The organism is Anaerocolumna sp. AGMB13025 (assembly GCF_029689925.1).
Classification (GTDB): domain Bacteria; phylum Bacillota; class Clostridia; order Lachnospirales; family Lachnospiraceae; genus Anaerocolumna.
Map to the genome: position 1 here is coordinate 1,892,690 of NZ_CP121445.1, position 15,615 is coordinate 1,908,304.

The 15,615-nt window shown below is 43.7% G+C and carries 3 protein-coding genes; all 3 read left to right on the top strand.

Features of this window, described 5'->3' with window-relative positions; translation table 11 throughout:
• Positions 1-52: 52 nt before the first annotated feature.
• The 3 genes from QA584_RS07730 to QA584_RS07740 all read left to right on the top strand — a co-directional run bounded on the left by QA584_RS07730 (position 53) and on the right by QA584_RS07740 (position 15,471).
• Positions 53-1,666 carry an ABC transporter permease gene (locus QA584_RS07730; protein WP_278273937.1) on the top strand — a complete coding sequence of 538 codons (1,614 nt, stop codon included), beginning with the start codon at positions 53-55 and terminating at the stop codon, positions 1,664-1,666.
• Between the two features lie 904 nt (positions 1,667-2,570).
• A complete protein-coding gene (locus tag QA584_RS07735) occupies positions 2,571-10,022 on the top strand; it encodes a chitobiase/beta-hexosaminidase C-terminal domain-containing protein (RefSeq protein WP_278273938.1) in 7,452 nt (2,483 codons plus the stop codon).
• Positions 10,023-10,449: 427 nt separating this feature from the next.
• Positions 10,450-15,471 (top strand): carbohydrate-binding protein, encoded by a 5,022-nt coding sequence (locus QA584_RS07740; RefSeq protein ID WP_278273939.1) that lies wholly within the window; start codon positions 10,450-10,452, stop codon positions 15,469-15,471.
• Positions 15,472-15,615: the final 144 nt, after the last annotated feature.

The window sequence follows — 15,615 nt, forward strand, 5'->3', positions numbered from 1 at the left end:
GCAAGATAATATATCAGTATGTGTGCGAAAGCACGCAGATCGGAGTTTTTATATGAAAGAAAAATTTGCGCGTTGGAATGTATTGTTTGTACAATATCTGAAACGTGATTGGAAAAAAATTATTATCTGGATTCTTGGTCTGGGATTATTTTCTGCCGGATTTGTTCCGGCTTTTGTGGAAATCGGTAAGGGGCAGGGGTTGATGGCAATGTATGAGACCATGCAGAATCCTGCCATGATTTCTATGGTAGGTACGACACCGGTTGGAACCGCGGCGGATTATACGTTAGGAGCTATGTATGCTAATGAAATGTTGTTATTCTGCGGTCTATTTGCAATGATTGTGGCTGCCTTGCATGTTGTGAGCCATACCCGTAAGGAAGAAGATCATGGACTTACTGAGCTGGTACGATCCTTTCAGGTAGGACGTCAAGCCAATTCATTAGCCGTAACAGCCGAAACAGTCTTCATTCATCTAGTATTAGCGCTTTTTATCGGCGTGGTTATGACCAGTTTTGGTGCGGATACCATTACTGCAAAAGGAGCCTTTTTGTTTGGCGCTTCTATTGGTATGGCCGGTATACTGGGAGCAGTAATTGCCCTGGTTATGGCACAGATTATGTCAACTTCCTCAGGTGCAACGGGTTCCGCTCTTGGTCTCGTGGGTTTACTTTATATTGTTCGAGCCGGTACCGATGTATCAAACCCTGACTTATCAATATATAATCCAATGGGCTGGACATATCTGACGTATCCATTTACTACTAATAATGTGGCTCCACTAATGATTGCAGTAATCTTTTGTATTCTTGTTGTAATTATCGCTTTTGCCCTTGAAGGCGGCCGTGATATGGGAGCCGGTTACTTACCAGAAAGAGAAGGCAGGGCAGCTGCCAAAAAGTCTCTGCTGTCCGTGCCAGGTCTGTTTCTCAAGCTAAATAAAGGCGTTATAATCAGCTGGTTCATTGGGTTTGTAATCATGGGGGCAGCCTATGGTTCCATATACGGAGATATGCAGACTTTCCTAAATAGTAATGAAATGATGAGCCAAATGTTTACAATGGCTGGTGTTTCCATTGAAGCCTCCTTTACCGGAACTATTATCATGGTAATGATTGGGTTGGTTTCTATTTTACCCATTGCTATCATAAATAAACTTTTTTCAGAAGAGGCAAGGCTGCATCTGAGCCAGCTTTATTCCACGAAAGTAACCCGGACTAAACTTTACTGGACTAGTGTCATATTAGCTGTCTTGACCGGAGTAATCGGAATTTTACTGGCCTCAGGCGGGCTTGGTGGTACGGCGATTTCTGCAATGGGAGGCAGTTCTTCCATGAATATGGGTGATTTTATTGCTGCGGGCTATAATTTCCTGCCTTCCGTATTATTTTTTACCGGACTTGCAGCGATAGCTTTAGGCTGGGTACCCAGGTTAGGTAAAGTTATTTATGTATATCTTGGATATTCGTTTGCTTTAAACTACTTTGGCGGTATTTTAAAACTCCCGGAATGGTTTTCAAAAACTGCGGTTCAAAGCTGGGTTCCAAGAATGCCGGTAGATAAATTTGATGGTACGGTATTTATCAGCATGACAATAATCAGCATCGCACTGATGGCAGTTGGCTTTATCGGATACCGCAGACGAGATATGGTTGAGGGGGCTTAACAAAATTAAGAGGTATGAAAAAGTAGAGGTAAAAAGTAATAGGAGAAAAAAGAAGTGTAAGTGTTCATAACTAAGGAACTATTTAGAAAGAATTTCTGAAAAATGGTCGCTACTAATAACGCGTCCACTGTTGTTGTAAATTATAAAAAAGAAGTAGGGCAAAAAAAGAAGTAGGGCAAAAAAAGAAGTGGGCAAAAAAGAAGTGGGCAAAAAAGAAGTAGGGCAAAAAGGAAGTAGGGCAAAAAAAGAAGTGGACAAAAAAAGAAGTGGGCAAAAAAGAAGTAGGGTAAAAATGAAGTAGGGCAAAAAAGAGGGATAATAAGAAACGGTGCAATAAGGAGCTATACACTATATAAAAACAGTGTATGAGCTCCTTTTTTCTAGGAGCGTTACAGTCATGGAAGGTAATTCGTGGGAGGTGTACAATCCCTGGTATTAAAATTATACAATAAAATACCTTAAATATATCAAATGTAAAAATTTTCAATTTATTGTATAGTGTTTTTATAAAAAGATTAATTTTGCCTGGGCAATTAAAAAATTTAACATTACACCCGAACAATGTGTTTTAATCTCACATGATATATATGGAAGGGCTTGCGTATCTACATAATTCAATAGAACTGGAAGAATCACAAGAAGGAATGATTGTGAACATTTTAGACCATCTAATCAAATTATATTCTTTACTTTACCCACACAATTACGATTACAATTCTATAACAACTTATAAATTGGCTGCTTTTCACTTTATACTAATAGTTACACTGCAATATCAGAATAATTTGGTTGACACGAAGTAGATCAGCATTTTTTGGTGACCTAAAAATTGAAGGGGGGATGCTTATGAGGGCATCATAAGTAAATTTATCTAGTAAAACTATATAATTTAGGAGGGTGAATTATGTTACATAAGGTTAAATCAAATGGAAGTAAATGCTTATCAATGGTACTAATCCTGGCTATGTTATCCGGTATTATCTTTTCAGTACCAATGACAGCCTATGCAGCAGATTTTACATCGGCTGACTTCTTAAAGACAAACGGAACAGTAATAAGAAATAACAGCGGAACAGGGGATATCGTAGATCTTCATGGGACAAACCTTGGAGGATGGTTAATGCAGGAAGATTGGCTTTCCCCACTCGGAGGAGGTATTTTAAGTCAAAGCGGATGGACTGCCACCGCTTCGGTTGGCGCGAATCCAGGTAATGCCATTGATGGCAATTCTGGTACCTCCTGGACGACAGGTGTGCCTCAGCAGGATGGACAGTGGTTTAAGGTGGATTTTGGTTCTGTGCAGTACTTTGATAAGATTACCTTTGATGCAGGTTCCAGCACGGGAAATCCTGCCGGTAGTCTGGTGCAGATATCACTTGATGGAATCGGGTGGTCTAATATGCCGGCCGGAACCGTGGAAAATCAGCGTGTTACAGTAACCTGCGGAGCACAGGCAGCACGCTATATTCTTATATTCCAAAGGGGAAGTAAAAGCAGTCCCTGGTCTATGGCTGAACTCAATGTGTATATGGGCGATGACTATAGTATGCGAAAAGCATTATATGACCGTTTCGGACAAACTCAGGGAGATGAATTGATTCGTGGATATCAGAATGCCTGGCTTAAGACAAGTGACCTGGATCATATTAAAAACATGGGAATGAATTATGTCCGGGTTCCCATCAGCTGGCTGGAACTGATGGATAGGAGCGGCAACTGGAAGACAAACCCATGGACTCAGCTGGATTGGCTGGTGAATAATTGTGAACAAAGAGGTATTTATGTGGTCCTTGACCTCCATGCTTCTCCCGGCGGTGCCAGTCCCTGGGCAAGCAGCGGACAGGCCGGGCCGAATCCCAACCGGTTATGGACCAATACCTGGAATCAGGATACTACCGTAGCCATATGGAAGAAGATGGCGGAACATTATAAAGGAAATGCAACCATAGCAGGTTATGAGCTGGTGAATGAACCGGTATTAGGTTTTCCGGAGACAGAGGATCAGCAGAATCAAAAAAATACATTTTTGAATAGGCTTTATACAGCGGTTCGGGCAATCGATGCGGAGCATATTATATTTTTCGGAGCACTTGGAAGCCTGGATGCAATCGCTCCGCCATCTGTCTATGGCTGGACCAATGTTGTGTATACAGCACATCCCTATGCCATGGAGCAGCCTACGAACTGGGATGCCCAGAATGATTTAATTGATGCGAAAATTGATGAAGCGGTTCAATTCCAGAACCGTTTTCAGGTTCCTGTTAATTTCGGAGAATACAATTTTTATTTCTTTCATGACCTTTGGGCAAAATGGATGTCTGAAATGAATGAAAATCATATCTCCTGGGCCAACTGGACCTATAAGGCAAGAGGAAGTATGAATGAAAGCGGAGGTGGTAATTTTGGCTTTTATAACACGAATGTAAATCCCGTACCGGATGTCAATCGTGATGATGCCAATACAATTGCCTCCAAATGGAGCAAATTCAGCACAGAGTATTTCACACCGAATACAGAGTTTATCAATGTAGTAAGTCAGTATACCGGCGGTGCTATTGAGCCTGGCAGAGGGGAGTATGGTAAAACAGGCTGGACGGCTTCGGCCTCGGTAACTGAAACCGGTCAGGCACCGGAAAATGCCTTGGACAATGACTATAATACCTGGTGGAGCACAGGTGTAAACCAGGCTAACGGACAATGGTTCCAGGTAGATATGAAGGAGAGTAAAACCTTTGACCAGATTTCCTTTGAGACCACTTCCGCATATTCCGGTGACTATCCGATCGGTTATGTACTTCAGGTATCAAATGACGAAAATAACTGGTCGACCTTAAAAAGCGGCGCAGGATTTGGAAACAAAATGGTACTGCAATTTCCGAGTCAGTCCGCCCGTTATATAAAAATCCTGCAAACCGGCTCCAGTACAGAAAAGTGGTGGAGAATCGGAGAATTCAATGTATACAGCCAGAACATAGCGTTAAATAAAAGCGCCTCAGCTTCTTCCAGCACAACAGGAAATCCAGAAGCTTATGCCTTTGACGGCAGCAGTGCCACGCGCTGGGAGTCAGCCGCCACGGATACCCAGTGGATCATGGTAGATTTAGCTTCCGCCTACAAAGTAAAAGGTGTCAAACTAAGCTGGGACACAGGAAGCGGAAAGGATTATAAGATTCAGGTATCTGCCGATAATGCGAACTGGACGGATGCCTATACCAAAACAGGGGGTACAGGCGGTACGGAAAACATCACCTTTACTACCCCGGTAACCGGTCAATATGTGAGGCTGCAGGGAACCAAAAGGAATTCGGCCGCCGGCTATTCACTGAGGGAGTTCGAGGTTTACGGCATTGCGGCAGAACCCACACAAAAAGCTAAAACACCGGTTATTAAGCCGGCATCCGGGACCTATGCCATAAAACAGACAGTAAGAATAACCGATGAGACTCCAAATGCTACCATCCGCTACACCCTGGATGGTTCTGTACCAACTGCAACTGCCGGAACGGTATACACAGGAGCTTTTACCGTATCGGATACAACAACGGTAAAGGCAATTGCTTATAAAGCCGGAATGAGAATATCCGATACCGCAACCTCTGAAATAACTATTGCAATTCCTACCAAGGTATCAACACCTGTCATAAGTCCGCCTTCCGGTGTTTACGCGGACGTTCAGACGGTAAGCATTAAGGTGGATACTCCATGCGATACGATTATGTATACACTGGACGGTTCAACACCTACAGCGGCACATGGAATCGTGTATGACGGCATATTTACGGTGTCTTCTACTACCACAGTGAAAGCGATGGGAATAAGAACAGGATTAGCAGATTCTGACGTAGCAACGGCCGTTATAAACATCCGGTCAGTCGCTATTAATCCGCCTTCCGGTCTTAGTGTAACTTCCGCCGCTGCAACTTCTGTCAGCTTAAAATGGGGAGCGGTATCCAGTACAGCAGGATATAATCTATACAGATCCTTTGCCGCAGCAGGAATCTATACCAAAGTCAACGATGCCCTGATCACTTCAACCAGCTATACCGATACTGGTTTGGACAGCGCAGCTTATTACTATAAGGTGGCTTCTGTGAATGACAGTGGAGAATCCTTATTATCAGGGACAGTATCCGCGGTAACAACCCTGGATTTTGGCAATAACGTCAAGATATTTGATCCATCCATGTCAGGTTCGGCTATTCAAACCATATGCGATACCATATTTAATCAAATGCAATACAATGAATTTGGTTCTGAACGGTATGCACTCCTGTTTAAGCCCGGTGCCTATAATGCAAATGTCAATGTAGGTTTTTATACACAGGTAGCAGGTCTGGGGCAAAGACCGGATGATGTAACCATAACCGGCTCGGTACGCAGCGAAGCGGACTGGAACGGAGGAAATGCAACCATGAATTTTTGGAGATCGGTTGAGAATTTTGCCGACATTCCAACCTATTCCGCTAATCCATTAGCTCCTGCAGGGACTGAGACCTGGGCAATATCACAGGCAGCTCCCATGAGGCGGGTTCATATAAAGGGAGATTTAATGCTATGGGATCCAAATCCGAACAACTATGACGGCAGCTGGTCCAGCGGAGGATATATAGCGGATTCTGTTATAGACGGTACGATTTATTCCGGATCCCAGCAGCAATTTTTTACAAGAAACAGTCAGATGAAAGCCTGGAACGACTCCAACTGGAACATGGTATTTGTAGGGGATACCGGTGCGCCTTCTGACACCTATGAAGCCAGAGGATTTACAGTAGTTAATCAGACACCTGTAATCAGTGAGAAGCCATTTCTTTACTTTGACGGCAATAACTACCGTGTATTTGTTCCAGGACTCAGGAGTAATGCACAGGGAGTTACCTGGCAGAATGGTGTTGGACCTGGAACGTCTCTGTCCCTGGATCAGTTTGTAGTGGCACATCCTGACACCTCAACAGCAGCAAGCTTAAATCAGGCACTGAAAAATGGAAAGAACATTTTATTTACACCGGGTATCTATCACCTTAGCGAACCGTTAAGAGTAACACAGGCCAATACCGTTTTACTTGGTCTTGGGCTGGCAACCCTGACCCCGGATAATGGGACTGCCGCTATGACTGTAGCAGATGTTGACGGAGTAAGAATAGCCGGTATCCTCTTTGAAGCCGGTCTTAATAATTCAAAGGTATTACTTCAGATGGGACCTGCCGCAAGCACAGCAGGCCATTCGGCAAATCCTTCGGTACTTAGCGACTTGTTCTTCCGGGTTGGCGGAACCGATGCCGGAAAGACAGATCTTTGTGTTGCAATAAACAGCAGCAATGTAATCGGAGATCATTTCTGGGTATGGAGAGCAGACCATGGAACTGGAGTAGGCTGGACAGAGAACACTGCTAAAAACGGTCTTATTGTAAATGGTAATAATGTAACCATGTATGGCCTGTTCTGTGAACATTTTAACCAGAACTGCACAATCTGGAACGGCAACGGAGGCCTTGTATATTTTTACCAGAGTGAAACGGCATATGATGTACCGGATCAGGCTGCTTTTATGGATGGAACAGAGTATGGATATGCCTCCTACAAGGTCGCAGATACGGTAACTTCCCATGAAACCTGGGGTATGGGAGTTTATTCTTATTTCAGAGATGCAGTTGTAAAACTAAACAGTGCCATCCAGTGCCCGGATACTGCAGGTGTAAAAATACATAATGCAACAAGTGTTTTCCTGAATGGAAATGGTGAGATAACGCACATTGTCAACAATACAGGCGATACTGCAAAAGCCGGTAATATGAGGAACTTTATTACGGATTATTCCAACAATGCAGAGCAGCCGGATATCACACCCATAACCGGTGTGTATGCAGCAGCTCAAACAGTAACGATAACGGATGTAACCCCGGGAACTACTATCAGATACACCGTAGACGGGTCAAATCCGACGGCATCGTCTGGAACAATCTATACGGTACCCTTTACGGTATCAGCTGATACCACGGTAAAAGCCATAGCATATAAAACAGGTATGAAGGATTCTTATGTGGCAACGTCGGTTATTAAAATTGATACTTCTCTTAAGAATAATATTGCATTAAATAAGACTGGAATTGCTTCTTCCGGATCCGGGTCCCTTGCTTTTGACGGTTATATGGATACCCGCTGGGCATCGGATTGGACAGATTCCCAGTGGATAAGCGTCGACCTGGGTTCAAGCTATAGCGTCACAGGGGTGAAACTTTCCTGGGAGACAGCAGCAGGAAAAGATTACAAAATTCAGGTATCAGGAGATAAGGTCCATTGGACGGATGCTTATAAGAAGAACGGCGGCACCGGCGGAACGGAAACGATTACCTTCGATGTGCCTGTTATGGGACAATATGTACGAATGCTGGGAACTGCCAGAGCAACAGGTTATGGTTATTCCTTGTGGGAATTTGAAGTAAACGGTACGTCGGTTTTAAAAGCGGCGGCACCGGTAATTACACCGGTAACGGGAACCTATCATGCAGCACAGACCGTAACAATCACAGATGCAACAGCAGGAGCAGTTATACGGTATACAACGGATGGAACAGTTCCATCAGAGACAAACGGGACAATCTATTCGGGACCTTTTACGGTATCTGCTACGGCAACCGTAAAAGCAATTGCTTACAAGTCTGGCATTGCAGCTTCGGATATAGTAACCTCTGCAATCACCATATCAGCAATACCTTCCTCACTTAAAATAGAAGCAGAAAACTATATCAATATGAGTAATGTGGCAGCAGAACCCTGCAGTGATGTTGGAGGCGGACAGAATATAGGCTACATTGACACCGGTGATTGGATGGATTATACGCTTACCATTGCCACAGCAGGAAACTACACCGTAGATTACCGGGTAAACGGATGGAATACCGGAGCACAGATTCAGTTAATGAAAGATAGTAATGTTTTGGCGACTACTGGTACTAATACAGGAAGTGTATGGGCAACCGTAACCTCTGATGCCTTTTATTTGGCAGCTGGTACTTATACCATAAGAGTTAATGTGAGTGGTGGTGGCTTTAATTTCAACTGGATGGAATTCAAACCGTCGACACCAATTGAAAAAGCAGCAACACCGGTAATCACCCCCGCATCAGGAACCTATGGAACAGCACAGACAGTAACAATTACAGATGAAACGGCAGGGGCAGCCATACGGTATACAACGGATGGATCAGCACCGTCAGTGACAAACGGGACAGTATATACAGGGATGTTTACAGTATCTGCTACGACAACAGTGAAAGCAATTGCTTATAAGACAGGCATTGCAGTATCTGATACAGCAATCTCAGTAATCACCATATCAGCAATACCTTCGTCACTTAAAATAGAGGCAGAAAACTATATCAATATGAGTAATGTGGCAGCAGAACCCTGCAGTGATGTTGGAGGCGGACAGAATATAGGCTACATCGACACCGGTGATTGGATGGATTATACGCTCACCATTGCCACAGCAGGAAACTACACCGTAGATTACCGGGTAAACGGATGGAATGCCGGAGCACAGATTCAGTTAATGAAAGATAGTAATGTACTGGCGACTACTGGTACCAATACAGGGAATGTATGGGCAACCGTAACCTCTGATGCCTTTTATTTGGCAGCAGGCACTTATACCATCCGGGTTAATATAAGCGGCGGCGGCTTCAATTTCAACTGGATGGAATTCAAACCCTCGGTGCCAATTGAAAAAGTAGCAGCACCGGTAATCTCCCCTGTATCAGGAACCTATGGAACAGCCCAGACGGTAACAATTACAGAAGCAACAGAAGGAGCAGCGATACGGTATACAACGGATGGAACAGCACCGTCAGAAACCAACGGGACAATATATGCAGGAACCTTTACGGTATCGGCTACGACAACAGTAAAAGCAATTGCATATAAGTCAGGAATGACAGTTTCTGATATAGCAGCATCTGCAATCACCATATCAGCAGTACCTTCATCACTCAAAATAGAAGCAGAAAACTATACCAATATGAGTGATGTGGCAATAGAACCCTGCGGTGATGTTGGAGGCGGGCAGAATGTCGCATACATCGATACGGGTGACTGGATGGATTATACCATCACAATTACCACGGCAGGAAATTACACAGTAGATTATAGAGTAAACGGATGGGATGCCGGAGCACAGATTCAGTTAATGAAGGACGGTAATATACTCGCAACAACCGGTACCAATACCGGTAATGTGTGGGCCACGGTGACTTCGGAGGCTTTTCATTTAACCGCCGGAACCTATACAATCAGAGTAAATATAACCGGCGGCAAATTTAACTTAAACTGGATGAACTTTAACCTGCTGCAAGAAGCTTAAAATACTGGACGAGAGGGTAAGGGATGCACTCCTTTTCTATTAAAATTATTATTTGGTAATTGCGAAACTATTTAGTTTTCTGAATATACCATACAATTAATACGAATTTCATAGCTTCAGTGCCCTCTGGGCAAGATTCAGCTTATTCGATGATTGTCCTGATTTATACCAGTTATACGTTATTTCTTTATGCAATGTTTGCCGCATATTGTTTGAAGCATATATAAACAGATTAACAGGTAATTGCGAAACACAAATATTGTATTTATATATCATTATCATACAAATAATAAAATTTCAGTGCTGAATCTTGCCCGTAGGGCAGCTGTAGCTAGAAACAAGTATTGATTTGTATGATATATTCAAAAAACTATATCGTTTCGCAATTGCCTAAATAACCGATTAATACTATGAGGAGGTTAAAGGTATGAATAAAGTGGTTCATATATTTAGAAAAAATTTTAATAAGTATTTCGCTGTCTTAATAACAATTTGTATGATTTTTGAAATGGCTGGGATACCGGAAGTAAAAGCAGCTGCGGGGTCTTACCTTCTATCACTGGGCAGGCAAGCCTATGCTTCCACCGTTAATGGCGGTGATGTGGCTTCAAGAGCAACGGATGAAGATATTAATACAGCCTGGGGGGCAGCCTGGAATATTAACAATCAGTGGCTCGATGTAGATTTGGGTGCAGCGGCAAATATTGACCGTGTGGTGTTATCCTGGCAAAGTCCTAATACCTATGCCACCCAGTATAAAATACAGGTATCTGCAGATGAAGTGAATTGGCAGACAATTTATACACAGAATAACGGCACCGGAGGCACCAGAGTACCGGATGTAAATGGAAATAATTACTGCGTGGAAGATCTGACCGTCACTGGAACCGGACGTTATGTACGTGTGTATGCGGCAAAATGTGTTACCGGATATGGTGTTGCTCTTCGTGATTTTAAAGTATACGGTACAGGAGGTGCTGCAGTTCCTCCAAAGAATACGGTAAATCTTGCACTGAATAAACCGGTAGTTGTTTCGTCCTTTCTACAGCCCTGGTGGTCAAAAGATGCCAACGGCAATGTTACAGTTCCGCTGACAGGTGCACAGGCAGTTGACGGAAACCAGTCGACCTATTGGTTATCGGATGTGACGGGAGATCCCAATACCCAGTGGATGTATGTAGACCTTGGACAGATTCAAACTATAGGGGAAGTGGATATCACCTGGGATGCTGAGTTTGGAAGGATATATGACATACAAATATCAAATGATGCCCAGAATTGGACTACCATATACCGGCAGATGCACGGAACCGGCGAACCGGAAATGATTCCTCTCTATGCTTCGGCTCGGTATGTAAGGATGCAGGGGATTGCAATGGGCAGAGGTTCAGGCTACTCGGTCCATGAATTTAAAGTTCTGCAGTATGTAACCGGAGACCCTCATACGACCTATACCATTGAACCATTGACGACTCCCCAGACAGTAGCTGACGGACAGGGCAGTTATTTAACGGATGACGCTGTTTTGGCACAGCCAAGAGACCCAAAGTACGTTACAAGTAATGTTACGGGGCCGATTCCCTCCAATGACTGGTGGACCTCCGTTATTTATAAACGGCTTAGTGACGGAATCGCAGCCCTACCTTTCATGTATCAGTATTATGATACCGGCCTTGGATTTTATTATGCCAGTAAATTGTTTACAGCTCCGAATGACGGAGGAATGGATACCAAATGTAATAATATGGATCTCTATATAAATACCAGCAGTATTGTAAATACGCCTGTGGCAAAACTTGACGGCTATGGGGATTACTCGGCGGATATTGTATTTAGTGATAATGATACGCCAAAGATGAAGACAACACTAATCAAAGGTTCACCTTACATATACAATACCTTTACGGATCCGAAATCGGTAGAAGTATCGGGTACCGCAATTGCAGGACTGTTTGATGACAACAATCGTCCCATTCTTGCAAATGACGGTGACACCATAACAACGGATCATATCGGGATAGAAGTAACCAATACCGATACGGCACCGGTAACGGATGTATTAACCCACGATTATGGAATTTTCGCACCGGCAGGTACCGTATTTACAAGAGTCGGAAGCAAGATAAAAATAAGTCTTGGAAGCGGACAAAATTATATGGTTGTTGGGCTGCTTCCCGGCAGAGCAGATTTGAACTATGTATACCAGCATGCCTATGCTGTGGTTACAGATACCTCGGTTTCCTACCGTTATGACGAAAATAAGGCAGATGTTATTACTACCTATACCAATACGATAGAGGTAAAGCGCGGGGGGTTCTCCTCTAACACCTTGATGACTCTTTTTCCGACCCAGTGGAAATATACCGGTGATGCTCTGAAAAACATGAACTATACCTCAGCACGGGGAACCATGAAAGTCCTGGAGGGTAATTCCTTTACTACGACCAATAAATTCTACGGTATTACACCGTCCTTTGGTGAACCTACAGAATCGGGTTCCTACAATAGACAACAGATGTTAGACTACTTAAATACGTTTAAAGAAAGTGTTACCAAGGATTACTGGGTAGCAGACCCTTACTGGGAAGGCAAAAAAATGCATCCATTGTCAATGGCTATCCTGATCTCGCAGCAGCTTGGTGAGTACGAAATGCGGGATGAATTTATCAGTATCTTAAAAAAGATATTGGTAAACTGGTTAACCTACGACGGTTCTGATGATTATCCTTACTATATGTACTACTCCTCCGATTGGGGAACCTTAATCGGACAGGGCGGTGATCATGGAATGGGGATTAATCTTTCCGATCACCATTTTCTATGGGGATACTTTACCTTTGCGGCAGGAGTGGTTGCTTCCTATGATAAGAATTTTGTCAGGGATTACGGCGGCATGGTAGAACAGCTCCTAAGAGATGCGCAAAACCCGTATAGAAATGACCCGATGTATCCCTGGATGAGAAACTTTGATCCCTACGAAGGGCATTCCTGGGCAGGCGGATATGGTGATAACCAAAGCAGTAACAATCAGGAATCGTCTTCTGAGGCAACCTTTGCCTGGGCAGGAGAATATTTATGGGGTTTGGCTACAGGTAATGATACTTACAGGGATGCAGGAATCTGGGGTTTTACCTTGGAAGTAAATGCAATCGAACAATATTGGTTTGACTATGATCAGGATAATTGGGCCAGTGACTATGACCCGGGAGTAACAGGTATGGTCTGGGGTAATGCATACACTTACGGAACTTACTTCTCAGGGAATCCAAGCTGTATCTATGGTATTCACTGGCTGCCGGTTTCACCGGTATTAACCTACTTAGGATATAATCCGGTAATTGCAGCCAGAATTAACAGTGACTATAGAAGAGATGAAGATGCATACCAGGCAAAACTTGCCGCTGAAGGAAAACCGGATGCAGATCCGGAAGGATGGTTTCATATTACATGGCCTTATGAAGCACTTTCTAATCCCCAGGCAGTTATCAATAAATGGGATAACAGCAAGCTTCCGGATGACGAAAGATTCAACTCGTATTGGTTTGTTCAGAATATGGCTGCAAAGGGTAACCGTGCAACCGATGTCTGGTCAAGCAACTGGACCAGCTATCAGGTATTTAAGAAAGGAACAGTATACAGTGCAGTAATCTGGAATCCGACAGATTCCACCCAGTTTGTACAGTTCTGTAACAGCCAGGGCAATACGGGCTCGGCATATGTACCTGCCAGAGCTACACTGACAGTAAATCCTTTTATAAACAATGGAGTACCGGCTGATACGGTACCGGCACCACAACCTGATTCACAACCACAGGTTGTCCCGGGACTTATAGAGGCAGAAGATTATTATACCAACTTCAGCTGTATGACAGAAGTCTGCTCTGAGGGTGGAATGAGTCTTGCTTACATTGATTCCGGAGATTCCGCAGTATATGATGTTAATGTAACCTCGGAAGCGGATTATACCGTTTCCTTCAGAGTCATTAATAACAGTAACGCACCAGGGCAGCTCCAATTAAAATCAAATCTCAGCGGAAGTACTGTACTATCAACGGTAACGATACCTGTTACAGGTAATTGGTCTACGGTTACGGGGACCGTTCACTTAAAAGCAGGGGTCCAAAGGCTGAAAACTTATTTTAGCAAAGGCGGTTTTAATTTCAACTGGTTTTCCATAACTCCAGCTAACGCTACCAAGGTTCAAACTCCGGTAATTACTCCAAAGACAGGAGTTTATGCTGCAGCACAGACGGTAACAATTACTGACGCAACGGACAGCGCAGCCATACGGTACACAACGGATGGAACAGTACCGTCAGAGACAAACGGAATCGTATATACGGGAACTTTTACGGTATCGGCTACTACAACAGTAAAAGCAATTGCCTATAAATCAGGAATGACGGCTTCTGATACGGCAACCGCTGTAATCACCATAGCTTCTGTGCCCGCGTCACTTAAAATAGAAGCAGAAAATTACACCGGTATGAGCGGTGTGGCAACGGAACCCTGCGGTGACGTTGGAGGCGGAGAAAATGTAGGTTATATCGACACCGGTGATTGGATGGATTACCTTGTTAATATACCCACAACAGGAACCTATAAGGTGGACTATAGAGTAAAAGGATGGAATGGAGGAGCTCAGATTCAGTTAATGAAGGATGGCAATGTTATAACGGCTACCGGTACGAATACAGGCGATATATGGGCGACCGTAACCTCCGATGCCTTTAATCTAACGGCAGGTATATATACAATAAGAATTAATGCAAGCGGCGGCGGATTCAATCTTAACTGGATGGAATTTAAATCGACGGCGTCTGCTGAAAAAGCAGCAACACCGGTAATCAATCCTGCCTCGGGTACCTTTGGGACAGCACAGACCGTAACAATTACAGATGCAACTCCCGGAGCAGCCATACGCTATACGACGGATGGAACAGAACCGTCAGAGACAAACGGAATTGTATATGCAGGATCATTTACGGTGTCGGCTACGACAACGATCAAAGCGGCAGCTTATAAATCAGGAATGACAGTTTCCGATACGGCAACCGCTGTAATAACCATTTCTGGACCGGTATCTATACTGGTGGAAGCAGAAAACTATATCAATATGTTTGATGTAGCGACAGAACCCTGCGGTGATGTCGGCGGCGGGCAGAATGTAGGATATATCGATACCGGTGATTGGATGGACTATACGATCACGGTTGCGGCAGAAGGAACTTACACCGTAGATTACAGAGTAAAAGGCTGGGATGGGGGAGCACAGGTTCAGTTAATGAAAGACGGCAATGTTCTGGCGACTACTGGGACCAATACCGGAGATGTATGGGCAACCGTAACTTCCGAACCCTTTCATTTATCAGCTGGTACCTATACGATCAGAGTTAATATCAGCGGCGGTAAATTTAATTTAAACTGGATGAAATTTAACTTACGCTGAGAAATTCTGTTTCAAATCAGGTATAAATTTATGTAAAGCCAGCAGGAAGAAAGTAAGTTAAAAAGTACAATTGTGTGTAGAAAACATAAGAATTAAGAAGCGTGACAGATGTGAAAAGCATCTATGGGGTAAACTCCTTAGATG